Origin of the sequence: Mesorhizobium ciceri WSM4083 (assembly GCF_000519305.1) — a bacterium.
Lineage (GTDB): Bacteria > Pseudomonadota > Alphaproteobacteria > Rhizobiales > Rhizobiaceae > Mesorhizobium > Mesorhizobium ciceri_B.
Genome location: NZ_KI912610.1, coordinates 91968 through 116524, shown reverse-complemented (window position 1 = coordinate 116524; position 24557 = coordinate 91968). Strand labels below are relative to the sequence as shown.

The 24557-nt window shown below is 61.1% G+C and carries 35 protein-coding genes and 2 tRNA genes; 24 read left to right on the top strand and 13 right to left on the bottom strand.

Annotated features, from left to right (window positions below):
* Nucleotides 1-51 precede the first annotated feature (51 nt).
* From MESCI2_RS01000000135725 to MESCI2_RS0126295, 14 genes are all read left to right on the top strand, one after another.
* Nucleotides 52-735, top strand: a complete 684-nt coding sequence (locus MESCI2_RS01000000135725; RefSeq protein ID WP_245270479.1) for an ERF family protein — start codon at nucleotides 52-54, stop codon at nucleotides 733-735.
* Nucleotides 735-1388, top strand: coding sequence for a lambda exonuclease family protein (locus MESCI2_RS01000000135720; RefSeq protein ID WP_050596697.1), 654 nt, complete (start codon nucleotides 735-737; stop codon nucleotides 1386-1388). Before MESCI2_RS01000000135725 ends, MESCI2_RS01000000135720 begins: the two co-directional genes overlap by 1 nt.
* Before the next feature lie 21 nt (nucleotides 1389-1409).
* Entirely contained in the window at nucleotides 1410-1898 is a 489-nt protein-coding gene (locus MESCI2_RS01000000135715; RefSeq protein ID WP_197031604.1) for a hypothetical protein, read from the top strand.
* On the top strand, nucleotides 1895-2071 hold the full coding sequence (locus MESCI2_RS1000000138205) for a hypothetical protein (protein WP_155936681.1): 177 nt from the start codon (nucleotides 1895-1897) through the stop codon (nucleotides 2069-2071). The genes MESCI2_RS01000000135715 and MESCI2_RS1000000138205 overlap by 4 nt, the downstream gene beginning before the upstream one ends.
* Nucleotides 2071-2439 (top strand): nuclease domain-containing protein, encoded by a 369-nt coding sequence (locus MESCI2_RS1000000139345; RefSeq protein ID WP_081738914.1) that lies wholly within the window; start codon nucleotides 2071-2073, stop codon nucleotides 2437-2439. Before MESCI2_RS1000000138205 ends, MESCI2_RS1000000139345 begins: the two co-directional genes overlap by 1 nt.
* 92 nt (nucleotides 2440-2531) lie before the next feature.
* A complete protein-coding gene (locus MESCI2_RS1000000139180; protein WP_276325630.1) occupies nucleotides 2532-2663 on the top strand; it encodes a hypothetical protein in 132 nt (43 codons plus the stop codon).
* Nucleotides 2664-2698: 35 nt separating this feature from the next.
* Complete coding sequence (locus MESCI2_RS0126330; RefSeq protein WP_027039086.1) at nucleotides 2699-2917, top strand: hypothetical protein; 219 nt, start codon at nucleotides 2699-2701, stop codon at nucleotides 2915-2917.
* A gap of 233 nt (nucleotides 2918-3150) precedes the next feature.
* Nucleotides 3151-3468, top strand: coding sequence for a hypothetical protein (locus MESCI2_RS1000000138200; protein ID WP_155936680.1), 318 nt, complete (start codon nucleotides 3151-3153; stop codon nucleotides 3466-3468).
* A gap of 78 nt (nucleotides 3469-3546) precedes the next feature.
* A complete protein-coding gene (locus MESCI2_RS0126320) occupies nucleotides 3547-4089 on the top strand; it encodes a DUF1643 domain-containing protein (protein WP_032901384.1) in 543 nt (180 codons plus the stop codon).
* Nucleotides 4086-4457 (top strand): hypothetical protein, encoded by a 372-nt coding sequence (locus MESCI2_RS01000000135710; protein WP_155936679.1) that lies wholly within the window; start codon nucleotides 4086-4088, stop codon nucleotides 4455-4457. The genes MESCI2_RS0126320 and MESCI2_RS01000000135710 overlap by 4 nt, the downstream gene beginning before the upstream one ends.
* Complete coding sequence (locus MESCI2_RS0126310) at nucleotides 4454-4699, top strand: hypothetical protein (protein ID WP_027039082.1); 246 nt, start codon at nucleotides 4454-4456, stop codon at nucleotides 4697-4699. The genes MESCI2_RS01000000135710 and MESCI2_RS0126310 overlap by 4 nt, the downstream gene beginning before the upstream one ends.
* The gene (locus MESCI2_RS0126305) at nucleotides 4696-5079 is read left to right on the top strand and encodes a hypothetical protein (RefSeq protein WP_027039081.1); all 384 of its coding nucleotides are present in this window, start codon (nucleotides 4696-4698) and stop codon (nucleotides 5077-5079) included. Before MESCI2_RS0126310 ends, MESCI2_RS0126305 begins: the two co-directional genes overlap by 4 nt.
* Nucleotides 5080-5286, top strand: coding sequence for a hypothetical protein (locus MESCI2_RS01000000135705; RefSeq protein WP_032901382.1), 207 nt, complete (start codon nucleotides 5080-5082; stop codon nucleotides 5284-5286).
* Nucleotides 5283-6299: a site-specific integrase gene (locus MESCI2_RS0126295; protein ID WP_155936678.1), complete on the top strand. Its 1017-nt coding sequence runs from the start codon at nucleotides 5283-5285 to the stop codon at nucleotides 6297-6299. Before MESCI2_RS01000000135705 ends, MESCI2_RS0126295 begins: the two co-directional genes overlap by 4 nt.
* An 88-nt stretch (nucleotides 6300-6387) precedes the next feature.
* On the opposite strand, the gene MESCI2_RS0126290 is transcribed toward MESCI2_RS0126295, so the two are convergent.
* Nucleotides 6388-6461 (bottom strand) — tRNA-Cys (locus MESCI2_RS0126290).
* A 227-nt stretch (nucleotides 6462-6688) separates the two neighbouring features.
* Here MESCI2_RS0126290 and MESCI2_RS0126285 point away from each other — a divergent pair.
* Nucleotides 6689-6895 (top strand): hypothetical protein, encoded by a 207-nt coding sequence (locus MESCI2_RS0126285; RefSeq protein WP_027039079.1) that lies wholly within the window; start codon nucleotides 6689-6691, stop codon nucleotides 6893-6895.
* A 24-nt stretch (nucleotides 6896-6919) separates the two neighbouring features.
* Here the strand turns inward: MESCI2_RS0126285 and MESCI2_RS0126280 are convergent, their stop codons facing one another.
* Nucleotides 6920-7177, bottom strand: a complete 258-nt coding sequence (locus MESCI2_RS0126280; RefSeq protein WP_024503836.1) for a hypothetical protein — start codon at nucleotides 7175-7177, stop codon at nucleotides 6920-6922.
* Between the two features lie 223 nt (nucleotides 7178-7400).
* Between MESCI2_RS0126280 and MESCI2_RS0126270 the strand changes: the two genes are divergently transcribed.
* Nucleotides 7401-7475, top strand: a tRNA-Asn gene (locus MESCI2_RS0126270).
* A gap of 399 nt (nucleotides 7476-7874) precedes the next feature.
* Nucleotides 7875-8123, top strand: coding sequence for a hypothetical protein (locus MESCI2_RS01000000135700; protein WP_032901381.1), 249 nt, complete (start codon nucleotides 7875-7877; stop codon nucleotides 8121-8123).
* 376 nt (nucleotides 8124-8499) lie between these two features.
* On the opposite strand, the gene MESCI2_RS1000000137540 is transcribed toward MESCI2_RS01000000135700, so the two are convergent.
* The 4 genes from MESCI2_RS1000000137540 to MESCI2_RS0126245 all read right to left on the bottom strand — a co-directional run bounded on the left by MESCI2_RS1000000137540 (nucleotide 8500) and on the right by MESCI2_RS0126245 (nucleotide 10299).
* Nucleotides 8500-8745, bottom strand: a complete 246-nt coding sequence (locus MESCI2_RS1000000137540; RefSeq protein ID WP_081738913.1) for a hypothetical protein — start codon at nucleotides 8743-8745, stop codon at nucleotides 8500-8502.
* A gap of 207 nt (nucleotides 8746-8952) precedes the next feature.
* Nucleotides 8953-9252 (bottom strand): DUF982 domain-containing protein, encoded by a 300-nt coding sequence (locus tag MESCI2_RS0126255; RefSeq protein ID WP_027039077.1) that lies wholly within the window; start codon nucleotides 9250-9252, stop codon nucleotides 8953-8955.
* A 289-nt stretch (nucleotides 9253-9541) separates the two neighbouring features.
* Nucleotides 9542-9742 (bottom strand): hypothetical protein, encoded by a 201-nt coding sequence (locus MESCI2_RS1000000139075; RefSeq protein WP_245270478.1) that lies wholly within the window; start codon nucleotides 9740-9742, stop codon nucleotides 9542-9544.
* Between the two features lie 68 nt (nucleotides 9743-9810).
* The gene (locus MESCI2_RS0126245) at nucleotides 9811-10299 is read right to left on the bottom strand and encodes an Hsp20 family protein (RefSeq protein ID WP_027039076.1); all 489 of its coding nucleotides are present in this window, start codon (nucleotides 10297-10299) and stop codon (nucleotides 9811-9813) included.
* A gap of 220 nt (nucleotides 10300-10519) precedes the next feature.
* Between MESCI2_RS0126245 and MESCI2_RS0126240 the strand changes: the two genes are divergently transcribed.
* The 3 genes from MESCI2_RS0126240 to MESCI2_RS0126230 all read left to right on the top strand — a co-directional run bounded on the left by MESCI2_RS0126240 (nucleotide 10520) and on the right by MESCI2_RS0126230 (nucleotide 12301).
* Complete coding sequence (locus tag MESCI2_RS0126240) at nucleotides 10520-10951, top strand: cupin domain-containing protein (protein WP_027039075.1); 432 nt, start codon at nucleotides 10520-10522, stop codon at nucleotides 10949-10951.
* An 85-nt stretch (nucleotides 10952-11036) separates the two neighbouring features.
* The gene (locus MESCI2_RS0126235; protein WP_027039074.1) at nucleotides 11037-11807 is read left to right on the top strand and encodes a copper homeostasis protein CutC; all 771 of its coding nucleotides are present in this window, start codon (nucleotides 11037-11039) and stop codon (nucleotides 11805-11807) included.
* Nucleotides 11804-12301, top strand: coding sequence for a GNAT family N-acetyltransferase (locus tag MESCI2_RS0126230; protein ID WP_027039073.1), 498 nt, complete (start codon nucleotides 11804-11806; stop codon nucleotides 12299-12301). Before MESCI2_RS0126235 ends, MESCI2_RS0126230 begins: the two co-directional genes overlap by 4 nt.
* A 28-nt stretch (nucleotides 12302-12329) precedes the next feature.
* Here the strand turns inward: MESCI2_RS0126230 and MESCI2_RS1000000139340 are convergent, their stop codons facing one another.
* From MESCI2_RS1000000139340 to MESCI2_RS0126200, 6 genes are all read right to left on the bottom strand, one after another.
* Nucleotides 12330-12446 (bottom strand): MFS transporter small subunit, encoded by a 117-nt coding sequence (locus MESCI2_RS1000000139340; protein WP_127413652.1) that lies wholly within the window; start codon nucleotides 12444-12446, stop codon nucleotides 12330-12332.
* 111 nt (nucleotides 12447-12557) lie between these two features.
* On the bottom strand, nucleotides 12558-13937 hold the full coding sequence (locus MESCI2_RS0126220) for an L-lactate MFS transporter (protein WP_027039072.1): 1380 nt from the start codon (nucleotides 13935-13937) through the stop codon (nucleotides 12558-12560).
* Between the two features lie 248 nt (nucleotides 13938-14185).
* Nucleotides 14186-15208 (bottom strand): acyltransferase family protein, encoded by a 1023-nt coding sequence (locus MESCI2_RS0126215; protein ID WP_027039071.1) that lies wholly within the window; start codon nucleotides 15206-15208, stop codon nucleotides 14186-14188.
* A 407-nt stretch (nucleotides 15209-15615) separates the two neighbouring features.
* Nucleotides 15616-16413: an FAD binding domain-containing protein gene (locus MESCI2_RS0126210; RefSeq protein ID WP_027039070.1), complete on the bottom strand. Its 798-nt coding sequence runs from the start codon at nucleotides 16411-16413 to the stop codon at nucleotides 15616-15618.
* A gap of 115 nt (nucleotides 16414-16528) precedes the next feature.
* Nucleotides 16529-18880: a xanthine dehydrogenase family protein molybdopterin-binding subunit gene (locus MESCI2_RS0126205; RefSeq protein ID WP_027039069.1), complete on the bottom strand. Its 2352-nt coding sequence runs from the start codon at nucleotides 18878-18880 to the stop codon at nucleotides 16529-16531.
* Between the two features lie 129 nt (nucleotides 18881-19009).
* A complete protein-coding gene (locus MESCI2_RS0126200; RefSeq protein ID WP_027039068.1) occupies nucleotides 19010-19507 on the bottom strand; it encodes a (2Fe-2S)-binding protein in 498 nt (165 codons plus the stop codon).
* A 264-nt stretch (nucleotides 19508-19771) separates the two neighbouring features.
* On the opposite strand from MESCI2_RS0126200, the gene MESCI2_RS0126195 reads away from it, so the two are divergent.
* Complete coding sequence (locus tag MESCI2_RS0126195; RefSeq protein ID WP_050596694.1) at nucleotides 19772-20956, top strand: FIST signal transduction protein; 1185 nt, start codon at nucleotides 19772-19774, stop codon at nucleotides 20954-20956.
* A 14-nt stretch (nucleotides 20957-20970) separates the two neighbouring features.
* Nucleotides 20971-22311: a hybrid sensor histidine kinase/response regulator gene (locus MESCI2_RS0126190; RefSeq protein ID WP_023812224.1), complete on the top strand. Its 1341-nt coding sequence runs from the start codon at nucleotides 20971-20973 to the stop codon at nucleotides 22309-22311.
* A gap of 37 nt (nucleotides 22312-22348) precedes the next feature.
* On the opposite strand, the gene MESCI2_RS0126185 is transcribed toward MESCI2_RS0126190, so the two are convergent.
* Nucleotides 22349-23032: a response regulator gene (locus tag MESCI2_RS0126185; protein WP_027039066.1), complete on the bottom strand. Its 684-nt coding sequence runs from the start codon at nucleotides 23030-23032 to the stop codon at nucleotides 22349-22351.
* A gap of 174 nt (nucleotides 23033-23206) precedes the next feature.
* Here MESCI2_RS0126185 and MESCI2_RS0126180 point away from each other — a divergent pair, with 174 nt between their 5' ends.
* Both MESCI2_RS0126180 and maiA read left to right on the top strand, forming a co-directional pair.
* Nucleotides 23207-23902, top strand: a complete 696-nt coding sequence (locus tag MESCI2_RS0126180) for a fumarylacetoacetate hydrolase family protein (RefSeq protein WP_027039065.1) — start codon at nucleotides 23207-23209, stop codon at nucleotides 23900-23902.
* Between the two features lie 4 nt (nucleotides 23903-23906).
* Nucleotides 23907-24557, top strand: coding sequence for a maleylacetoacetate isomerase (maiA, locus tag MESCI2_RS0126175; RefSeq protein WP_027039064.1), 651 nt, complete (start codon nucleotides 23907-23909; stop codon nucleotides 24555-24557).

Genomic DNA, 24557 nt, shown 5'->3' with positions numbered 1-24557 from the left:
CATGAGCCGGAAACCAGACCGGCAGCCTACCAGGCCGGCGCCGTGACGCCAATGGCGATGATTGACCGCGCGCTGGCCAGCAATGCCACACCGGAGACGCTGGAACGGCTTCTGGCACTGCAAGAACGCTGGGAGGCATCGCAGGCCCGCAAGGCGTTCGATGAGGCCATGTCGGCTGCGAAGTCCGAGATACCCATCATCAGCAAGAATCGCACGGTTGATTTCACCTCTGCCAAGGGGCGGACCCACTACAAGCACGAAGACCTTGCCGAGATCGCCCGCACCGTGAACCCGATCTTGGGCAAGCACGGCCTATCCTATCGCTTCCGCACCAGTTCGGCGGCAAGCGAGCCGGTCAGCGTCACGTGTATCGTATCGCATCGTCTCGGATATTTCGAGGAAAACACCCTCGTCGGCCCGCGCGATGACAGCGGCAACAAGAACAGCCTCCAGCAAGTCGGCTCGACGCTGACCTATCTCCAGCGCATGACGCTCAAGGCCGCGCTTGGCCTGGCAGCGGCAGAGGACGACGACGCCAAGCGCTCAGAGCAGACCGAAGACGACAACCCGATCAGCGAGGAACAGCGCGACATTCTCCTGCGCAAGATCGAGGAGACCGGCACCGACATTGTTCGGTTCTGCGCCTATTTCAAAGTAGAGGGCGTGGCCGATCTGCTGACCTCGCAGTACGAGCGCGCCGTCAAGTCCCTCGAAAAGAAGGGGAAGACGGCATAATGGAACAACGCTCGGAAGAATGGTTTGAAGCCAGGCTAGGCAACGTCACCGCCTCGCGTATCGCTGATGTGTGCGCTCGCACCAAAACCGGCTGGGGCGCCGCCCGCAAGAACTACATGTACGACCTCGTGGTCGAGCGGCTGTCCGGAACGCATGTCGCGTCGGGGACTGGTGCAGCGCGCCGTTGGGGTGAGGAAGTCGAGCCAGAAGCCAAGATCGCATACGAGTTCTATCGGGATGCGACCATCGTTGAAACTGGGTTCATCAAGCATCCGACGATTGGCGATACAGGCGCTTCACCGGATGGCTTGATCGATGAAGATGGCTTGGTTGAGTTCAAGTGCCCGACCCTGGCCGTTCATCTGGAGACGCTGGCGGCAGAGGAAATAGCGCAGGAATACGTGCTGCAGATGCAGTGGCAAATGTGCTGCACCGGCCGCCTGTGGTGCGACTTCGCCAGTTATGACCCGCGCTTCCCCGAGACGATGCGTCTCTATGTTCGGCGCATCCCCCGTGACGACACCCTGATTGCCGCGCTGGAAAAGGATGTCATCGAATTTCTCAATGAGCTTCGCCTGATCGTGCATCGCCTCCGCGCCAAATACGAGCCGGGAGCGATTGTGCCAGGCGAACTTCTTTCAATGGCTGGATAACCAGAGAAGGCCGGGGCGCAAATGCTCCGGCCGGAAAGGGACACAATGGTAACGCGACCCGTCAAGAACGAAGCCGATCTGCAGCTTCTGGTGGTTTACCTGAAGGGCCGTAAGCGCCCGTTCACCGTCGATATCACGGAAGGCCGGGACCGCTCGGGAGAACAGAACCGCCTTGCATTCAAATGGTATGTCGAGATCAGCGAGCAAACCGGCGAGGACCGTGAAGACGTTCGCGCCCGGTGCAAGCTGAAAATCGGCGTTCCGATCCTTCGGGAGGCACACGACAAGTTCAAGGCGACCTATGACAAACTCGTGCGCCCACTGCCCTATCCCGAAAAGCTGGAACTGATCCGCGATACCGAACTGCCTGTCACAAGCTTGATGAACGTCGAGCAGATGAGCCGGTATCTGGACATCGTGTTTCGTCGCCATGCTGAAATCGGCGTGGTCCTGACCATTCCGCCAGATCGGTATGCGTACAACCCCGAGCAGAAGGCGAAAGCAGCATGACCCGCCAGACATGGGTAAGGAGCCACGCCCGCAAGCTTCCCGATCGTCCAGCCGCTTTCGTAGCGGTCCACACCGAGCTTTTGGAGGCTCGCCGCTTTGACCTGACCATGGCTGAGGTCGAGAAGGAAATCGCTGCCGAACTTGACCGCGAATACCACGTGAGTTTGCGCTGATGGGCATTGTCTCCACCAAGCTCCGCGCCTCCGCAAAAGGCCAGCCCTGCACGTTTCAGATCCCAGGAATTTGCAACCACGATTCCGCGACTGTGGTCCTGTGCCATCTGCCGTCCGACATAAAAGGCGGCGCCACGAAGTCGGATGATTTCCACGCCGCTTTTGGGTGTGCGAAATGCCACGAAACTATTGATAATCATAGACTTTCTGCCGAAGATTGTCTATATTATTCCATGCGCGCCTTGCAGCGAACTTTGCACATCTGGGTTCAGTCCGGGCTCGTATTTGTGCCGCAGGATACTGCCCGTCCAAAGCCCCTTTCCAAGGTTGTAGCGCGCCGCCACATCGCAACCGGGGAACGGCTATGAGCAACCCATGCCTGACTTGTCGCTTCGCTGAATGGAAGCGCACCGCAAAAGCTAGCCTGCACCCTGACGGGTCAGGCCGTTGCGGATGGAAGATGCCAGAAATCGTGCTGCCAAAATCCCGATACTGGATCGGCTTCAACAAGGGCGGCGGTCCTACGCCATCAGGCGGCTGGATAGATCGCAAGGACGACAAAGAGTGCGCAGCTTTCGAGCCATCAGCATGACCTCCGCCATCCCATATCTTGAGGAACCGAGAGCTATGAATGACCTGACTGAACTTGAACGCAAATATCTCTCCGTCTGCGCGGGCGGTATCGAGCAGTTGCCTTACAGCGATCGGCCGGCAATGGCGCGAGCCAACAAACGGCTCACCGATCTCGGCTATATCGAGAGCGGCTATGATGACGACCAGCCGACAAGCTGGGCAACCGACGCCGGACGTGCCGCCATCTCCCTCGCTTCAGGCTCTCAGCCATGAACAGGGTAGAGACGCACCAATGGCCCTTCCATGGATATGCGCCCGGCGGACATTTGTGCCAGTGCGCAACCTGTCACCATCAGTTCCAAGGCGACAAGCGCTGCATCACATGCGCTGAATGCGCAATCAAACGCGCTTTCGAGGCTGCCCTCAGCACCCCTATAGCAGCGGGGAGCGGAGAGGCGACGGACGAATGCGATGTGCTGGACACTTGCCTCGAATCGTTCTGGTGCATGACGACGGAAGGCACAGACGACAGGCTCCTTGCCGATGGTGCTATCGATGCCGTCAAGCGCCTCCGCGCCTCTCTATCCAGGAAGACAGCCGGGGAGACGGGGCCGGTGGCGGACCTTACGGTATATGTCGATGACGACAAGATAAAACGCGCCTTCGCAGTCGTCAGGATGGCATCTAGTTCGCTGGAACTGGGTAACTACGAACTGTTCGCTTCCCCCTATCCTGTGCCAGACGACACCCTGAACGATATCGCGCTCGAAAATGAAATCGCGCGAGACGATGAATATGCGGCCGGTCCCGGCGACGACGAATGACTCAGAAAACACCGGGAAACCGCACAAATCGTTGAGTGAAAACCGTAGTTATGCTACTGTTTTTGAAAGGAAAAAGCAATGTCTGACATGTTCGCACTAAAGAGTTCTGCTGTCTTTTCCGAATGCGGCCTGTTTCGCCATCGGCTTGACCGCGAGGTACAGGCCACCGGCTTGGTTTTCCTGTACAGCGGCATCAATGGTTCGACCGCTGGCGTCAGCGACGAAGACCAAACTTCGATGAAGTGGCGCGGCTTCACGCTCCGCAACAATGGTCGGAAGTACATCGCCGTCAATCCGTTTGGCAAGACAGCGACCGATGTCCGAGAACTCGCCAAGGTAGCCGACCCCGTTGGACCGGACAACGCTCGCCACGTTGCTGAGGCCATCTCTGAAGCTGATATCCTGGTTCCGTGCTGGGGAAGCCGGGACAAGATACCGCCGCGCCTCCGGCACCACCTGGACGCGATGCGCGACCTATTCTTTGCGTCTGGCAAGCCGGTCAAGGTCTTCGGTTTTACGAAGTCCGGCGATCCCAAGCACCCACTTATGCTTGGCTACGACACGCCGCTTGTCGATTGGTTCACTGCTGAAACCGACCATTTTCGGAGGTCAGCAGCATGACCCCCACATCCCCACCCGCTACCAAGGGCGTGACAGAGGCGCTACGGTGCCTTGAAGAACTGGCCAACATGCCGCTCGGCATCTCGCTTGAAGAGTGGTGCCGGCTCTCGGCCCCGATCCTCGAAGCCCTTTCCCCCGCAGCGCCAGAAATGGCGGTGAAGGACGGCTGGGTGCCGACGCACCAGCATGTGAAGCGCGGCAGCAAATACCATCTGGACGGCTACGGCGAGATCCAGACCGACACGCCCCTGACCGATTATGCCAAGGTTGCCATTTATCGCGATGAAGACGGCACGACATGGGTTCGGCCTGTCAGTGAGTTCGAAGACGGTCGCTTCGTCGCCCTCTCTTCCGTGAGGGAACCATGAGCGAAATCATGCTCAAAGTCGGCATCGTCGGATATCAAGCACTAGTCGCCGATCTCGAATCTCGCCTCGCCTCCACCCAGGCCGAGATCCTTCGGATGAAGGCTGCACTGGAGCAGATCGCCGCTCCAATCGACAATTTCCCGAGCCCGATTTGGACCCGGCTTGGACTGATCAAGGCGGTTAAACGCCTTCAGGAGATCGCCGCCCGTTCCCTATCTCAAGATGGGGAGGAAGGAGCTTGAGCGCGCCCTTCAAATGCTGCGGGTGCGGCGCGCCAGCCAAAGGGCGCAGCAAGCCGTGCTTTTGTATCACCATCTGCGGCTATCGTTCCGGCGAAGGCGACAAGACCGAATATACCACGTTCACCGACGTCAATGAACCTGACGAAAACGGCTGGATAGATATTAGCACGGCGCCGAAAGACAGGTTCCTCCTGCTTTCCTGTGGCGAAGACAAATCGATATGGTTCGCGAAGTGGCAGGGCGATGTCTGGCACGGCGTCGATGAGTTCGGCTTGACGAGGGAAGGCCATTCCGCCGGCGATTCGAACTTCGTGACAGGCTGGTTTGTTGAGCGCTGGCAACCGCTGCCTGCCCCTCCCTCTATCGATGGGGAAGGGTAGATGACGAGGCGCGCGGCCAGAATCACGCATGACGAGGTGACGCGGATGGTGAAAGCCGTTCGCGACCTTGGCCTGCCGATCGGCCGCGTGATCTTCGATGGCGTCTCTTTGTCGGTTGTGATTGGCGGGGATAGCGGGGATAAGCCCGAGCCGGCCAATACCACCGAACCAACTATTGTGCCGCTGATCAGGGAGCCGAAATTGTGAACGCTCCCATGGAACTCATCCTACAGCATGTGACCGCGCGGACCAACCGCGACGGGACCAAGCGCTATTATTTTAACAGGAGAGGCCAGCCCCTCACCCGTCTGCCAGGCGAGCCCGAGACGCCGGAATTCATGGCTGTCTACCGGAAATGCAAGGAATGGGTGTCGCCGCATGCCGCCGCCTATGAAGGCTCTTTCGAGTGGATGTGCGACCAATACATGAAGTCGCCGGATTTCACATCGAAGGCCAAGGCGACCCGCGATGCCCGCAAGCGCGTAATCCTGTCGATGATGGCCGAACCGCTGGAGCGTGGCAAGCCCGAGACTTTCGGACAGGAGCGAGCGGAGCGAATCGGCCCAGCCCATCTTGAAGTGCTTCGGGACCGCAAGCGCGACAACCCGAACGCGGGCAACGAACGCCTGAAGATACTGTCACAGGTTTTCAAGCACGCGAAGGTGCGGCCAAACCCGGTCAGGGACATAGGACGTCTGCGCGTGCCCAAGGGAGGCCACGACACGGCCACCGACGAGGATATCGCCGCCTATGAGGCAAAGCACCCCAGCGGCCCTGCACGGCTCGCTATGGACATCCTGAAGCATACCGGCGTCCGCGTGTCCGATCTCCGGCTGCTTGGGCGCCAGCACGTCAAGAATGGCCTCATATCGTTCGTGACGGTCAAGACGAAGATGCTATGTGAGCTGCCGGTCAACAATTTGGATCTTCCGAAAGACCGGATGACGTTCGTCCTTACCGAGGAAGGCGCGGCCTTCGCCAGCGACAAGGCGCTCTCTGCCAGGGTGGCGAAGTGGTTCCGGCAAGCCGGGGTCCGCGACGTTACAGCGCACAGTGTCCGGAAGTGGCGGGCCACGAAAATGGCCGAAGGCGGCGCGACCGAATATCAGCTTATGGCGTGGTTCGGCTGGAAAGACCCCAAGGAAGCACGCCCCTATGTGCAGGCTGCGAATCGTCGCCGGCTGGCCCATGAGGCGGGCGAGAAAGCCTCGATTGTATAACGCGGGAATGCCAACGTCGTATAACGCGGCGGAATTCGCTATCTAAATGATTGATTTAAAACGCGAATTCCGCTATAGTAACCGGCATTGGAGGCCTCGCCCGGAATCGAACCGGGGTGCAAGGATTTGCAGTCCTCTGCGTAACCACTCCGCCACGAGGCCTCATTGCTCCCGGCGTTCCACCCGGTTCCAATAGGTTGCGGCGAAAATGCCGTCAAGCGGCCACCGTGCATTCCGAACGGTTTCCTCGGCGCCAGTTCCGGGCAGCATCCGTCAAATCCTCATTACCCAGCCAACACAACGGCATATTAGCGGATTGGTAAGCATGACCTGCCGCTGAAAGAAACGCATCCACGGCTTATGCGTTGAGCACGCCAGGAGGCAAAGCCATGCATCAGGCAAAGGTCGTAAAAGACAAAACCGCGTCGGCCAACCTGTCCCTGCCACAATGCGGAGAGCTTTTGCACTACGCCATCGACCGCCTGTCCATCGAAGGTGCGGGCAGCCTGTCGCCGCATGACAGGGCAAGGCTTGCCTCGGCCGCGGCAATTCTCAAGCAGATCCATGAGGCACTGGAAGAGCACGCCGCCCGCTGAACAACCACCTTGCGCTATCGGCGGTCAATCGGGCCGGCGACGCCGTTCCCACCAGACGACGAAGCGACGCCGGTGACGGCGAACCATGGCGAATTCATAGGACAGCACCAGCAATCCGAGCGGAACCATCCAGAAGCCGAGGATCGGCAGAAAACCGAGGATGCCGCCGATGGTCAGCAGGATGCCGATCGTGATTCTGAGCCCACGCGAGCGCGGCATTTTGAACTCGCGCCCGAAAACGGAGATTTTTCGCGCCGGCATCTGGTTATCTTGTGCTGTCATCGTCTCGAAAAATTGACCCGTTTGATTGTTCGCAAGCATGCTGGAACCAAAGCCGCCGCCGCGCTTTCGGTTCCATATCCCCACCAAGACGGCTAATATGAGGGCATCCGTCGACGATTGCGAGAAAGGCCTGTGCGAAAAAGCCTCGTAAAAATGTGAAAAGCTTCTTTGCAAAGCCGAAAAGGGCAGCTATAGGCTGCGCCACTCACATAAGAGCCCCCGTTCCCCGGTAGCTCAGTGGTAGAGCAACCGGCTGTTAACCGGTTGGTCGCTGGTTCGAATCCGGCCCGGGGAGCCAATCTTTCAAAGCCTTGAGACGGTCACGTCGCCCATAGGGGCTGATCAATGGCATGTCTGGAAAACCGCAGGCAGCAGGTTGATCCTCAACTTGACTTGGCGCCGCTATGCAGCGCGCTTCGATCACGGGCCCCATCAGGATTTCATCTCTTGTCGCCGTTCGGATTGGGGGCCGGTGCCTCTCGCACGTCTCGCGGTGGCGGGTCGACATGTTCGAGCTCTGGCGGGGCTTCTTTGTCCCGACGTCGGATAGGTACCTTCTCCGGCTGGAGCTTCGAGGGTGGCTCTTTGATCTTGCTCGGCATAATCGAGTTAACCGCACTGCCGGTCTCTTGTTCCCGTAGCAAGTCGAAAACCTGAATGCGCGGGGAACCGGGAACATCGAAGATCGTTCTCTCGGATGCTCAAGAAGATCGCCCTCGCCGCCGTGCTGGTCCAGGTTGCCGCGTTTTCGGCTCTCATCACTCAGACGGTGCTCTTCGCGTCCACGGCCACACAGGCCGCCAACGCGCAGTCCGGTGATGCAGTCGCTGTCACCGCCGAGAAGGAACCGGACAAGCCGGCCCAGCCTGTTGGTGCCGGCCAATGCCCAACGCGGGTTGTGGCGAGCAAGGTTTTCACGAGGAACGTAATTACGGCGCAGCGATAGTTCGCCCCGATTCCGGCCATCCGTCGATCTCCCCAATTTAAGTCAGGGCGATGTGATTGAAAGCGCAATGACTCCTGTTACTTGCGGCGTCGGGCGAGTGCGTTTGGGTTGGGCAAGAATTGAGAATGACTTCAGATATGGTATGCGTGCGCTGTCATGGCAGCGGCAGGGTTTTCGACTGCTCCAAGTGGTATGCGTCAAACGGGCACTGCTGCCCGCAGGGAACCCATCGGGGTGGCTGCCCCGGAAAGACAGGTACCTGCACGGAATGCGACGGCTTGGGGACGATGGCGGAGCCTCCGCTGAGAGCCGTGGCATAATCTGCGAGAGCATCGCATGCCGCCGATGGCGGCAAGGAAGCCCGAACGAGCCTATCTTACTCAGTTGGTGTTTCTGCGGGTGGCGCGGTCAAAACGGTGATATCCATCCTGGCGATCCTGGATGCCGCGCGGCCTTGCGCACCAGCGTCAACATCACCGCCTGCTGCAACCATGATTTTGGCGAGGTGTCCCACGGCGTCCGCGCTGCGGCCCGGTGAAAATCCTTCGCTCGTTTGCGGCTTTCCCGCTGCCGTTTGTTTTTCCGGGACTTGCCGATGTTGACTTGCGATAGCGGAAACCATTGAACCTCCTGTGGTGACGCCTCGAATATTATATTAGCGATGACTGTTGCGAGGCTGACCTAGCCAGCTGCCAAAAACCGCACCAGGAGTTCGAACAAACGATCGAGCCGCCCCGCTACAAGGTGAACTGGTAGGGCAGTTCACCTTGTAGCGATGTGAACGACGACCATGCAGCGCGCCATCCTGGCAGCGCCGCCCCTATCAATGCTAAGCGGTAATCCCGCCGCGACCTGACCTTGTGCCGTCCATCCAAGGGAATTGAGCAAGCGGGTCCTGCAGGATCTTGACGGATCTTGCGAAGCCGGCGACGGCGTCGCGCGCCACCGTCAGCGGAACCTGGCCGTCGTGAGCACGCTGGCAGGCTCGAAAGGCCGTCTCGAAAATCGGACCCCGCCGCTCCCTTGGCCACTCGTCAAAGAAGTCAAAGGCGTCGTCGAGGCACCCTATTTCTTGAATGAACTCGCCATTCTTGACCAGGACCGGTTGGTCGAACGTCCTGTCACTCATGTAATCCTCCATTCGGCACGGGGTTGTTGCTGGTTCGGGTCATTATGCGATTGCATGCTCCGGCTCGGCCAACATGCCGCCACCTCCACGCCCGGGCGGCACCGTTGCAAAGGCCGGGATTGGCGGCGGATCATCGTCGTCATCTCGCCAGGGATGCCGCATCCAACCGAGACGGCTCTTCCTGCGGCGCCGGTCGAAAGACAGGCTGACGGTTTCCGACACCTTTGAAACACGCGTTTCCTGCCCGGATTCGTCCAGAAGACGCAGGGCGCGGAGTATGTCGCTGACTTCAACGATGGCGCCGATGTCTGAACGCGGGACTGTCAGGAACCGCATGAACGTCGGAAGCCCAGAAAGCGAGCAAGGCCCGCTTTGCACCGATCGTCATCGTCTCCTCGTTCAGCACATCATCCGGCGTCCGCAACTCAGCGGATTCCGCGGCAAGATTTTTCGGTTCAGGTTGGTGAAAAATGTAAGCTTCGGTTCTCATCTCCATTCTCCGCGATCTGTGCCTCCCGGCCGAACCGGGAGGCGGACCGTAGATCTAGGTCCAGGGAATCAGGCGACCTCGCGTTGAGGCTCCGCCTTCGAATCGATCAACTGCTTCTTGCCGGGTTGCTCGAGCGAAACCGCTTTGGCTTCGGACCCTATCTCAATGCGCCGAGGCTTGAGTTCCTCGGGCACTTCGCGGATCAGGTCCACCGACAGCAAGCCATTCTCGAGGTTGGCCGCCTTGACCTTTACATGGTCGGCAAGTTTGAACACCTGCTTGAAGTTGCCCGTCGCCAAGCCGCGATGAAGGACCTCCCGATTTTCCTGGTCGGGTTTCCTTTGGCCGATGACAGACAATTCGGGGCCGTTCTGCATGAGTTCGACCTCATCGAGAGCGAAGCCGGCGATAGCCATCGTAATGCGATAGTCGTTCTCGCCAATCTTCTCGATATTGTAGGGAGGCCAGTCGGAGCGCCCGCTTTTCTCGAGCATATCGAAGAGACGGTCGAAGCCGACCGTTGTGCGGTAAAGAGGGGTATAATCAAAGCTTCTCATAGCCATATCCTCCGTGAAGCAACATGGGTTACGAGGCTGTCGCAGCGCCGCTGCGACGCCAGTATGTCGAGCCGAAGCCTCGACGGAAAACGATCTGGTAATCGTGTTTTTTTCCGTCAAGAGGGGCGTAAAAAATTTTCTGGCGGCAGGCAGGTGCCCAGGCGCTGCCTTGCGTGCTGGTGGCCACTGCGCGATGTTGACGCTAGGGGTGGAGCGAATCATGCGAAAAATTTTGATGTCCGGACTGCTGCTCGCGGCGGCCTTTTCCACGAACCCGGCCCACGCGCTGGACAGCAGCGGCACGCCTGTCGTGGTGACCCCTCTTGCGTCGCGCACGACGACCGCGTCCGGCCAGCCGATCACGCTGCCGCAGAAGAACGTGCAGGTGCTGGTCTCGACCTACGATATCGCGCCGGGCGCGACCTTGCCGGTCCACAGGCACCCTTTCCCGCGCTATGCCTATGTCCAGGCCGGCACGCTGAAGGTCACCAATGTCGAGACCGGCAACAGCAACACCTACAAGGCTGGCGATTTCATCGTCGAAATGATCGGCCAGTGGCATCAGGCCACCAATATCGGTGATATCGAGGTGAAGCTTCTGGTGATCGATCAGGTCGAGCAAGGCGCCAAGAATACGGAATTGCGCCAATAACCGCCAACTCTGTGGGCGAAGGCTGAAGGCTGTTCGCGCTTTCGCAGCAACCGGTCCGGTGGTAGGGCTGGCGAGAAATCATGGACTGGATCGCCCCTTGACCAAAGCTCTCCGCCTGCCGCTGATCGAAATCTGTGTCGAAGGCATTGACGGCCTTCTCGCGGCGCAAGCCGCCGGCGCCGACCGGGTCGAACTGTGCGCCAGCCTCGTCGAAGGCGGCATCACGCCAAGCCTCGGCACGGTCCGCGCCGCCATCGGGCAGGCAAGCGTGCCGTTTCACGTCATGGTGCGGCCGCGCGGCGGCGATTTTCTCTACAGTGAGACCGAATACGCCTCGATGCTGGCCGATGTCTCGGCACTGCGCGAACTCGGCGTGCCCGGCGTGGTGTTTGGCTGCCTGAACGCCGATGGCACCATGGACGAGGCGCGCATGAGCGAACTGACGCAGGCTGCCGGCCCCTTGAACGTCACCTGCCATCGCGCCTTCGACATGACGCGCGACCCGGCCGAGGCGCTCGAATCACTGATCCGCAGCAAGGTCGGCCGCGTGCTGACCAGCGGCCAGCGTGACACTGCCATCGAAGGCTTGCCGCTGTTGGCGGATCTGGTGCGGCAGGCCGGCGACCGCATCGTCATCCTCGGCTGCGGCGGCCTGGATCTGCACAACATTGCCGAAGTACGCAGCAAAACCGGCCTGTCCGAAATGCATTTTGCCGCCCTCAAGGATGTGCCGAGCGCCATGGACTACCGCAATCCCCATGTCGGCATGGGTGGCTCCGATCTCGATCGCGAGTACCGCAACACGCTGACCGACACACCGCTGGTGGCGGCAACGATCGCGGCAGCCAAGGCATGACCTCGACCCCTGCCCCGATAGCCTGTGTATCGGCCGCAGACGAAGCGGCGATCCTGGCGCTCAACAACGAGCATGCCGCAGAACTGTCGTGGCTGGAGGCTGAGCGGCTGTCCTTCCTGCTTGGCGAGGCGTTTTACACCAGGCGCATCGGCGATCTCGAAGCCTTCATCATGACCTTCGACCAGGACGCCCACTACGACAGCCCGAATTTCCTGTGGTTCCGCGAGCGCTATGAGCGCTTCGTCTATGTCGACCGCGTCGTCGTGGCGGCGCAAGCGCGCGGCCGCGGCCATGCCCGCCGGCTCTATCAGGATCTGTTCGGCCATGTTGAGCGCGCCGGCTACAATCTGGTCACCTGCGAGGTCAACACCGACCCGCCGAACCCTGCCTCGGATGCCTTTCACGCAGCCCTTGGCTTCACTGAGGCCGGCGATGCCGTCATCCATGGTGGCAAGAAAGCAGTCCGCTATTACATCAGACGAACCTCCGTCTGAGGCCAGGCAGATCGAGCTGAAGACGGGGCTACTGGAACAAGGCTGTCGCACTCACCAGCGTCATCCAGAACCCCCAGACCAAAGGGATGCCGACCAGCAGCCAGGCCAGCGTCAGTTTGATCGAATTGTCGTTGCCTTGCGCCATGGTCGGTCTCCTCAGAGCATGATCCCAAAAAATGGGCTCCGGTTTTCGGAAAAGATCATGCTCAAACAATAAGATAGAGCCCATCCCGATTCTATCGGGATGGACCTGGCTCTAAGCCACCGCTGGTTCGGTCTTCATGTGGAAGCGCGCATTGACCGGCCGCATCATCAGGTTGAGCAGGAGGCCGACAACGAGCAGGCCGGCCATGATGTACATGGTGACCGTGTAGGCATCGGCCTTCGCCACGCCGCTGTCGATCTGGTACTGCCTGATATAATTCACCAGCACCGGGCCAAGCACGCCCGCCACCGACCACGCGGTCAGCAAGCGGCCGTGGATGGCCCCGACGTAACGCACGCCGAAGACGTCGCGCAGGTAGGCGGGAATGGTGGCGAAGCCGCCGCCATACATGCTGAGGATGATCCCGTAGAACAGCACGAACAGGAAGACGCTGCCGGTCTGGCCGGTCCAAGGCACCGCCGCATAGAGGACGACACCCAGCGCGAAGAAGATGGCATAGGTTGTCTTGCGGCCGATATAATCGCTGGTCGAGGCCCAGAAGAAGCGGCCGAGCATGTTGAAGATCGACAACAGGCCGACGAAACCGGCGGCAGCGGCCGGCGAGATGCGTCCCGGGAACATCTCCTGGCTCATGGCCGAGGCTTGGCCGAGCACGCCGATGCCTGCCGTCACGTTGAGGCACAGCACACCCCACAGCAGCCAGAACTGCGGCGTCTTCAACGCATCGTCGAGATGGACATTGGACGTCGTCACCATCGCATTCTGTGCCGCCGGCGGCGTCCATCCGGCAGGCCGCCAGCCCTCCGGTGGCACCCTGACGATAACGGCGCCGACCAGCATGAAGATGAAGTAGACGATGCCCAGTACCAGGAAGGTCTCGGCGACGCCGATATGCTCAGGAGTCGAAAACAGCTTCATCAGATAGACCGACAGCGGCGAGGCGATGAAGGCGCCGCCGCCGAAGCCCATGATCGCCATGCCGGTCGCCATGCCCGGTCGGTCCGGGAACCAGGTAATCAGCGTCTTGACCGGCGAGATGTAGCCGAGGCCAAGACCGATGCCGCCCAGGACGCCATAGCCGAGATAGATGATCCACAACTGGTGCAGATAGACGCCGAGCGCCGACACAATGAAGCCGCCACCGAAACAGCAGGCGGAAGCGACCATGGCTTTGCGCGGCCCGACACGATCCAGCCAGCCCCCGCCGAACGCCGCCGCAATGCCCAGGAACAGGATCGCGATCGAGAAAATCCAGCCGAGGCCGGTCAGCTTCCAGTCGTCGGGCGCTGAGTCGGTGATGCCGATCAGCTTCGACATCGGCAGGTTGAAAACGCTGAACGCATAGGCCTGGCCGATGCAAAGGTGGATGCAGAGCGCCGCCGGCGGCACCATCCACCTGCTGAAGCCAGGCTCGGCGACGGTGCGTGAGCGGTCGAGCCAGCCGCCCGCCCTTTCCCCGGTCGTGTCCATTCCATCCTCCCAGATGCGTCTTCGAACCATCTTCTCAGATGTGTCCTGCGAACAAACTAGGCGGGTAGACCGGTGAGGCAATAAGGAATGCCTGTCATAAGACCAATGTCTAATGAGACTGGTCTATATCGGAAAGCAAGTCATTGCTTTCCCAAAAGTTATATTAGAAACATGTAATTGATTGTCTGCTTATGAAGCGCGATGCACTCCACCTGCACTGACGATCATCTGGCCGGGCACGACGGCATTCACCAGTTGCGGTTGAGCCATTCGCGCGCCGGGCGCTCGATGAGGTAGTAGCTGCAGGCCGCGCAAGCGAAGACCGCGGCCAGCATCGGGATCGGCGCGCTGCCTTGCTCATAGACGAATTTGTAGAACGGCTGCTGCCACAAATAGAGCGAGTATGACCACAGACCCAGCGTCGCCATCGGCCAGGACGACAGCAATCCGGAAAAATACCGTGGGCTGAAATCGAGTGCGTTGACGGCCAGAGCCAGCAGCGGCACCGCGAAGAGATAGTGGATCGGCGTCGGCACCTGATCCAGGAACAGGACAACGGCACAGAACGTTGCCACCAGGGCCACATGCTTGCCTTTCAAAAACGCCGGCAGCCTGCCGTCGGCCTTGAGCAGGCAGATCGAAGCCGACAGCAGGATCGAGGCGATGTGCACGTCGGTGCGCCAGTAAGTGGTTTCGTAGTCCATCCCGAAGACCCAGTACGAAACCGCGCCATTGGCCATGGCCAGCAAGGCCAGCGCCAGGAGCAGCACGACCACGCGAGAGCGGCTGGAGACGATGACGCTGATCAGCGCCAGGATGATGTAGGCGTGCTCCTCGATGCAGAGCGACCAGATATGGTCGAGCGCCCCTGCCCGCGCCACGAGAATGCCGGCATAATTGTAGGTGAATGTCAGCGCCGTCAGCGCCGCCTTCCATTTGAAGGCGAGGAACGTGCCGGAGAGCGCGATCATCGCGACGACTACGAAGACCAGAAGAGCCGGATAGATGCGGGAGAAGCGGCGTTTGAAGAATTTTTTCAGCGGGTAGCGTTCGATGAACAGGATCTCGCCCATCAGCCGGCCGCTGAGCACGAAGAAGAATTCGACGCCCAGCACGCCAAGATTGATTCCTGGAACCGGAAAAAAATGGCCGATCAGCACCAGCGCGATCGAAAGTCCCCGCCAGCCGTCGAGATAGGCCAGTCTTGCTCTGGTTGATCTGTCGGCGGCGGATCGGGACGGAACGACATGCGTCGCGGAAATGTCGGTCATGCCGATCCTCTCGCAATAGGCATGCGAAGGGTACGACGGTATATTCCGAACCCAGCTCGCATTCCCGCCCCAGTCCATATTGCAGTGCAATATGAATTTGTGCAAGTGCGAGATTGCTGCCGGATCAGGTCCGGCCTCCGGCTCGGCGGGATTTGCTCCAAGCAGTGCGGCAGCGATTCCCACCAGCAACTGAGCGGATGCAGGTCGCAGCACGAGAAAAAGGGGCCACGGAGGCCCCTTCCCTTGTCTGCTACTGATCGTATTAGAAACTGTTTCGAAACTCGCTCTGGCGAGTCATATGGTGGTGGTTTCGAGAACCGGAGCGGAGCGTACTTTTGGTACGTGAGCACCGGAAGCGCAGAAAACGCCATCAGATGGCCGCCGGGGTAGAGTTTCCAAACAGTTTCTCAGGCGTTGGCTGCCGCAACCGCGCGCTTGGCCATCACCGCGATCAGATTGGCGCGATAATCGGCCGAGGCGTGGAGGTCGGTCATCAGATTTTTCGCCGGCACTTTCACCCCGTCGACTGCCGACGCCGCGAAATTCTTGGCCAATGCCGCCTCGATCTCCTTCGAGCGGAAGACGCCGTCGTCGCCGGCACCGGTGACGGCGACGCTGACGCCATCCTTGCCCTTGGCAACGAACACGCCGACGATGGCGTAGCGCGATGCCGGATTGCGGAATTTTTCATAGGCCGCCTTGGCCGGCGCAGTGAAGGTGACGGCGGTGACGATCTCGCCATCCTTCAGCGAGGTCTCGAACAGGCCCTTGAAGAACTTGTCGGCAGCGATCTCGCGCTTGTTGGTGACGATGGTCGCGCCCAACGCCAGCAGCGCTGCCGGATAATCGGCCGCCGGATCGTTGTTGGCGATCGAGCCGCCGATCGTCCCCTTGTGGCGCACCGCCGGATCGCCGATCAGCGATGCCAGATGGGAAAACGCCGGACAGGCCTTCTTCAGCTTCTCGTCATTGGCAACAGCGTGATGCGTGGTGGCGGCACCGATGGTGACGGTCTTTCCCGACACCTTGACGCCCTGCAGCTCCGTGATCCGCGACAGGTCGACAAGGTCTGACGGCGCGGCAAGCCGCGTCTTCATCGCCGGGATCAGCGTCATACCGCCCGAAAGCAGCTTGGCGTCACCGGTCTTGATCAGCTTGGCGGCATCGGCGACCGAGGCGGCGCGGTGATAGTTGACTGCGTACATTTGTTTTTCTCCCCTGGGTGAAAGAGCGAACAGGAAATAGCGAATTGCGAATAGGATTTGTCCCGTCGCACCGCGTTCTCTTCTCTATTCGCTACTCCCTATTCGCTATTCGCTTTCAATGCTTCGTCGCCGCGCGGATCGCGGCCCACACGGTGGACGGCGAAGCCGGCATGGCAAGATCGTTGCTGCCGATGGCGTCGGTGATGGCGTTGATCACCGCCGGCGGTGAGCCGATGGCGCCGGCCTCGCCGCACCCCTTGATCCCCAACGGGTTGCCCGGGCATGGCGTGTTCGAGGTCGAGACCTTGAACGACGGCAGATCGCCGGCGCGCGGCATGGTGTAGTCCATGTAGCTCGCGGTCAAAAGCTGGCCGCTATTGTCATAATGGGCGCCTTCGAGCAGTGCCTGGCCAATGCCTTGCGCCAGCCCGCCATGCACCTGGCCCTCGACGATCATCGGGTTGATGATGTTGCCGAAATCGTCAGCGGCGACGAACTGGACGATCTCGGTAACGCCGGTTTCCGGGTCGACCTCGACCTCGCAGATGTAGCAGCCCGCGGGGAAGGTGAAATTGGACGGATCGTAGAACGCCGTCTCCTTCAATCCCGGCTCCATGCCGCCCGGCAGGTTGTGGGCGGTGTAGGCGGCCAGCGCCATCTGGAACCACGGCACGTTCTTGTCGGTGCCGGCCACCTTCAGCGCGCCGTTCTCGATGATGATATCGCCTTCGTCGGCCTCGAGCAGATGTGCCGCGATCTTCTTGGCCTTGGCCTCGACCTTGTCGAGCGCCTTGACGATGGCTGACATCCCGACAGCACCCGAGCGTGAGCCATAGGTGCCCATGCCCATCTGCACCTTGTCGGTATCGCCATGCACGATCGAGACCGAATCGATCGGCACGCCGAAGCGCTCGTTGACCAGTTGCGCGAAGGTCGTCTCATGGCCCTGGCCGTGGCTGTGCGAGCCGGTCAGCACCTCGATCGTGCCGACCGCGTTGACGCGCACTTCCGCCGATTCCCAAAGGCCGACACCGGCGCCTAACGAGCCGACGGCGGCAGACGGCGCGATGCCGCAGGCCTCGATGTAGCAGCTCATGCCGATGCCGCGCAGCAACCCCTTGTTGGCGGCGGCGGCCTTGCGCTTGGCGAAGCCGGCATAGTCCGACGCCTGCATTGCCGCATCGAGCGAAGCGGCATAGTCGCCCGCGTCATAGCACATGATGACCGGCGTCTGATGCGGAAACGCTGTGACGAAGTTCTTGCGCCGCAGCTCGGCAGGCGAAACGCCGAACTGGCGGGCCGCCGTCTCCATCATGCGCTCCATGACGAAGGTGGCTTCCGGCCGCCCTGCCCCGCGATAGGCATCGACAGGCGCAGTGTTGGTGTAGATCGCCTTCACATTGGCGTGGATGGCCGGGATGTTGTACTGGCCCGACAGCAGCGTCGCATAGAGATAGGTCGGCGTCGCCGATGAGAACAGCGACATGTAGGCGCCCAGATTGGCTTGGGTTTCCACCTTCAGGCCGAGGATCCTGTGGTCCTTGTCGAAGGCCATTTCAGCATGGGTGTGATGGTCGCGGCCATGCGCGTCGGTCAGAAAACTCTCGGTCCGGTCGGCCACCCATTTGACCGGCACGCCGGTCTTCTTCGACGCCCACAGGCAGACGATCTCTTCGGGATAGATGTAGATCTTCGAGCCGAAGCCGCCGCCGACATCGGGCGCGATCACGCGCAGCTTGTTTTCCGGCGCGACATTGTAGAAGGCGCTCATCACCAGCCGCGCCACATGCGGGTTCTGCGAGGTGGTCCAGCAGGTGTAGTGGTCCTCGGCCTTGTCGTAATGGCCAAGTGCGGCGCGCGGCTCCATGGCGTTGGGCACCAGCCGGTTGTTGATGATGTCCATCTTGACGACATGGGCTGCCTTCCCGAAGGCCGCCGCGGTGTCGTCGGCATTGCCGATGTCCCAGTCGAAGATCAGATTGTTGTCCGCTTCGGGGTGGATCTGCGGCGCACCCTTGTCCATCGCCTTGGAGGCGTCGACGACGGCCTTCAGCTCCTTGTAGGTGATCTCGACCGCCTCGGCGGCATCACGCGCCTGCCCCTTGGTCTCGGCGACGACGATGACGACGGCGTCGCCGACATAACGGACCCGGTCGAAAGCCAGTGGCGACCATGCCCCCATCTTCATCGGCGAGCCGTCCTTGGAGTGGATCATCCAGCCGCAGATGAGATTGCCGATGCCATCGGCCTTGAGTTCCTTGCCGGTCAGCACGCCGATGACGCCGGGCATGCCTTGGGCCTTCTTCACATCGATCTTCTTGATCTGCGCATGCGCGTGCGGACTGCGCACGAAGGCGGCGTGCTTCATGCCGGGAACCACCATGTCGTCGACATAGCGGCCGGCGCCCGTGATGAATCGTTTGTCTTCCTTGCGCGCGACCCGAGCGCCAACACCTTCAATGCCCATCAGAAATTCCTCCCGAAATGCTGAGATAGCGAATAGTGAGTAGCGAATAGCGAGTAGTGAAGGATGGTGAGTTGGCGTTTGGTCAGGCTGCTGACTATTCGCTACTCCCTATTCGCTACTCGCTTCATCTCACGCAGCCTGTTTCGCCTTACCCTTCGACCCCTTCATCGTCTTCGATGCGGCGAGGATCGCCTTGACGATGTTGTGGTAGCCGGTGCAGCGGCAGATGTTGCCGTCGAGCTCGGCACGCACCGTCGCCTCGTCGAGCCCTTCGGGGTGGCGGCTGATCATGTCGGTCGCCGTCATGATCATGCCCGGCGTGCAGAAGCCGCACTGCAGCCCGTGATGTTCCTTGAAGGCGGCCTGCACCGGATGCAGGTCGGCGCCATTGGCCAGGCCCTCGATCGTCAACACGGTCGAGCCGGAGGCCTGCACCGCGAGCATCGTACAGGATTTGACCGCCTTGCCGTCGACGTGGACGACGCAGGCACCGCATTGCGAGGTGTCGCAACCGACATGCGTGCCGGTAAGGCCGAGATTTTCCCGCAGGAAATGAACCAGAAGTGTTCGGTCCTCGGCAGCACCGCTGACCCGCTTTCCGTTCACCATCAACGAAACGTCCGACATGGTCCCTCCCTGGGTATCAACCTTGGTCATCACGTTGCCAACGCGGCGTTGGCGCATCGGCCATGCGTTATTGGTACACCGCACATCAGACAAAAAACAGCACGTCGCAAACGCGGCACATTGTACTTTCGGTCATGGCCGCGCCCAAACATGCGGTGCCGGTGGCCCCATTGCCAAACCGCCGATTGAAGGCAACAATGTCGCTCGACGCCCGCGCGCCAGAAGCATTTAAAAACAGCCGCGCACAAAAAAGCGTCGGAGGAAATGCGGAGAACATCGCTGGCCAATTCACGGACGCGCTATGCATGCGGCCTGTCGGCGCTCACCACGGACGAGCCCGACATGGAGGCGTTCGCCAAGGCGATCGCACTGGAAGCAGCCGCCATCGACGCAGGTTTTGCCCTGCTGTTCTTTTCCCAGAGCCTGGTCGAAGCCAGCGCCCTTTCCCAGGCGCTCATGACCCACGCGCCGGCGCTCCACCACGCCGGCTGCTCGACTGCCGGCGAGATCACGCCGCAAGGTCTCGAGGATGGTCATGTGCTGGCCATGCTGCTTCCGTCCACCGCGTTCACCGCCGTCAGCGTGATGGTCGAAAATCTGTCCTCGTCGGGCATGGACAGGATCACCGGCGAGGTCGAGGCCCTGCGGCGATCGCTACGCGCCCGCCTTGGTTGCGATCGGACCAAAGGCACTTTCGCGCTCTGCTTCATCGACGGGCTCTCTTATGCCGAGGAAGCGGTGAGTTCAGCCATCCACTGGGGCCTCGACGACATACCGCTGCTTGGCGGCTCCGCCGGCGACGATCTGAAATTCGAGACGACGCGCCTGATCTCGAACGGCAAGGTCACCTCCGACAGCGCCATCATCGTGCTGATATCGACCGAAATTCCCTTCCATGTCTTCAAGACCGACAATTTCGTTCCCACCGATGAAAAACTGGTGGTGACGGCTTCCGATCCCGATCACCGCATCGTGCGCGAGTTCAACGCCACCAATGCGGCGCAGGAATATGCCGCGTCCGTCGGCATCGTCGCGCAGATGCTGACGCCACTGACCTTCGCCTCGCATCCCGTGGTGGTGAAGGTGGGCGGCCAATATTATTGCCGGTCGATCCAGAAGATGCATGCCGACGGCTCGCTGTCGTTCTTCTGCGCCATAGACGATGGCGTCGTGCTGTCGATCGCCCAACCCAAGGACATGGTCGAATCGACGCGCGCCGCCCTGCGCGACGTCGAGGAGAGGCTTGGCGGCATCGACATGATCCTCGGCTTCGACTGCGTGCTGCGCCGGCTGGACGCGCGCAATCGGCAGGTGTTTCGCGATATCTCGGAACTCTACCGGGTCAACAATGTCATCGGCTTCGGCACCTATGGCGAACAGTACCGGTCGATGCATCTGAACCAGACTTTTACCGGCATCGCCTTCGGCGAGCGCCAGGCGGCGGAATAGGACGGCGCAACAGGATGCCGCTGAGGGACATAAACGATCTTGAAAAGCTGAAGAAGATCAATGCGGCACTGGTCAGCCGCGTCGAGCGCTCTATGGACCAGCAAGGCAACGCCTTTTCGCTGTTCCAGACCGCGATTTCGCTGGAAAACCGGGTGCGCACCCGCACCGAGGAACTGCACTCGACCTTGCGCCGGCTGGAGCAATCGAACATCGACCTCAGCGCCGCCAAGGAAAACGCCGAACTGGCGAACCTGTCGAAAACCCGTTTCCTCGCCGCTGCCAGCCACGACGTGCTGCAGCCCCTGAACGCGGCCCATCTCTCGGTTTCGGCGCTCGCCGAAGTTCAGACCAGTGACGAGGGCAAGAAACTGGTGCGGCAGGTCGAGCGCTCGCTGGAGACGATGGAGGATCTGCTTAGAACGCTGCTCGACATCTCAAAGCTCGATGCCGGCGTGGTGCAGCCCGACATAAGCGATGTCAGCCTGGAGGCGCTGTTCTCGTCGCTCCGCTCGGATTTCCTGCCGGTGGCGGAGATGAAAGGCCTGTCGCTGAAATTCCGGCCGGTCCATGCCGTGGTCCGCTCCGACCGCACGCTGCTGCGCCGTATCCTGCAGAACATTCTCTCCAACGCGCTGGGCTATACACGCTCGGGCGGCGTGCTTGTCGGCACCAGGCATCGCGGCGACACCATCCGCATCGACGTCGCCGATACGGGCTGCGGCATTCCCGACGACCAGCGCGAGGCGGTGTTCGAGGAGTTCCACCGCGGCACCTCGCCGGCCAATGCCGAACTGGACGGTGGCGGTCTTGGGCTCGGGCTCGCCATCGTGCGCCGCATGGCCAGCGCGCTCGGCCATCCCGTGACATTCTCGTCGAAGGTCGGACGCGGCACGATCTTCCACATCGATGTACCCGTCGGCATCGGTGCGCCAGCCGATGCCATCGCCAGCGTTGCCGACATGGAACGGCCGCGCGGCTATGGCCTGTTCGGCACCAAGGTGCTGCTGGTCGAGAACGATATCGAAGTGCTGCAGGCCATGACCTTCCTGCTCGAACGCTGGCAATGCCTGGTGCGGGCCGCGACCTCGACCGACGATGCGCTCGACATGCTTGGCGACACCGACTGGGTGCCCGACATCGTCATTGCCGACCAGCATCTCGACGGCGGCGATCTCGGCACCACTACCATCGCCGAAGTCCGCGATTATCTCGGCCGCGCCGTGCCGGCGCTGATCGTCACCGCCGACAGTTCGGAAGCGGTCGCCAAAGCCGCCCGCTCCGGCGGCATCGAACTGATGCGCAAGCCGCTGAAGCCGGCACAGCTAAGGGCGCTACTGGCGCATTTGCTGGCTTAGCTTCCATACCCTCTCCCCTTGAGGAGAAGGGTAAAACTCAAAACCCCGCCTGATCGCGAAACAGCTCCGCATTGTCCAGCTTCGACACCTCGATCACCGCCTGGGTGCGGCTGTAGACATTGAGCTTGCGCAGGATCTCCGAGACATGCGCCTTCACGGTGGTCTCGCCCACCTGCAACTCGTAGGCGATCTGCTTGTTGAGCAGGCCCTGGCGCAGCATTTGCAGCACGCGCAGTTGTTGTGGCGTCAGCGTCGACAGGCGCTGCACCATGTCGGCGCGGTCGACGCTTTCGGCGTCGGGCGTGCGGCCTTCATAGGTTTCCGGGACATAGATCGCGCCTTCCATCACCGAGCGTATGGCGGCGGCGAGGTCGCTCTTGCGCGCCGATTTCGGGATGAAGCCGGCAGCGCCATAGGACAGCGCCTCGGAAATGATTTTCGGCTCCTCATAGCCTGAGACGATGACCACGGGCAGGCGCGGATAGCGGGTCCGGAGTTGCAGCAGCCCGTCAAAACCGTGCACGTCGGGCATCGAGAGGTCGAGAAGCGCGAGGTCGAACGGCTTGGCATCGGCCAGAAGATCGAGCGCCTCGGTGATCGAGCGCGCCTCCACCGTGTCGACTTCCGGATAGGCCATCTGCACGGCGCTGTGCAGCGCCTCGCGAAACAGCGGATGGTCGTCGATGATCAGGAACCGGGCGCGATCGTGGGTTGCGGTCATGGGGTTCATTTCAGTTCGTGAGCGATTAGAATAACCTCTCCACCATGGCCAGATTATTGCCAAATAGTATATCGCCATCTCCGGCGGAAAGTGCCGCCGGCACTTTCTCGACCAAATCGCCTTGTCCAGGCCCTAAATCGGTCGAATGTTCCGGCAACCAAGCAGAGACCCTTGATGACAGAATTCGTCCTTCCCCTGCCCGCAACCGCATCGGTGGCCGTTGCCGGTTCGTCCGATCGTTTTGCGGTGCGCCGTATCTACTGCGTCGGCCGCAACTACGCGGCGCATGCCCGCGAATTCGGCAATGACGAGCGTGATCCGCCCTTCTTCTTCACCAAGCCGGCCGACGCGGTGGTCGATTCCGGCACCGCTATCCCCTACCCGCCGCTGACGGCCAATCTGCACCACGAGATCGAGTTGGTGGCCGCGATCGGCAAAGCCGGCTTCCGCATTCCCCGCGACAAGGCACTGGACCATGTCTGGGGCTATGGCGTCGGCATCGACCTCACCCGCCGCGACCTGCAGGACGAAGCCAAGAAGGCCGCCCGGCCCTGGGACTGGTCGAAGGCCTTCGACCGCTCCGCCCCTTGCGGCCCGTTGGTGCAAGCGCAGGAATCCGGCCATCCACGGAAGGGCCGCATCTGGCTCGCCGTCAACGGCAAGGTCAGGCAGGATGCCGACCTCGCCGAACTGATCTGGCCGATATCGGATATCGTGTCGATCTGCAGCGAGGCGATGGAACTCGAGCCCGGCGACCTGATCTTCACCGGTACGCCGGCAGGCGTCGGCGCGGTTGGCCCCGGCGACACGATGACCGGCGGCGTCGACGGTATCGGGACCATCGAAGTGACCATCGGCCAGCCGAAGTGAGGCCATGAGCGAACTCGTCCTGCACAATTACTATCGCTCCTCCACCTCCTATCGGGTGCGGATCGCGCTGGAGATGAAGGGGCTGAGCTACGACTACGTCCCGCATCATTTGCGCCATGGCGAGCATCTGGAACCAGCCTATCTCGCGGTCAATCCGCAAGGGCTGGTGCCGGCGCTGATCCTCGGTGATGGCACGCTGCTGACGCAATCGCTGGCGATCATCGAATTCCTCGACGAGACCAGCCCGGAACCGCCGCTGCTGCCGAAGGACCCGGCCGGACGGGCCCGCGTGAGAATGCTGGCGCAGATGATCGCCTGCGACATCCACCCGGTGAACAATCTGCGCGTGCTGACCTCGCTGCGCACTCTGTTCGGCGCCGGCGACGAAGACATCACCAACTGGTTCCGCCATTGGGTGAACGAGGGCTTTCAGCCGCTTGAACAGATCCTGGCTTCCTCGCCCGAAACGGGTGCATTCTGCCATGGCGACGCGCCGGGCCTGGCCGACATCTGCCTCGCCGCGCAGATTGCCAGCAACGCCCGGTTCGGCGTCGATCTGACGCCCTACCCGACGATCGCGCGCATCAACGCCGCCTGCATGGCGCTGCCAGCCTTCCAGAAAGCCGCGCCCCAGAACCAGATCGATGCGGAATAG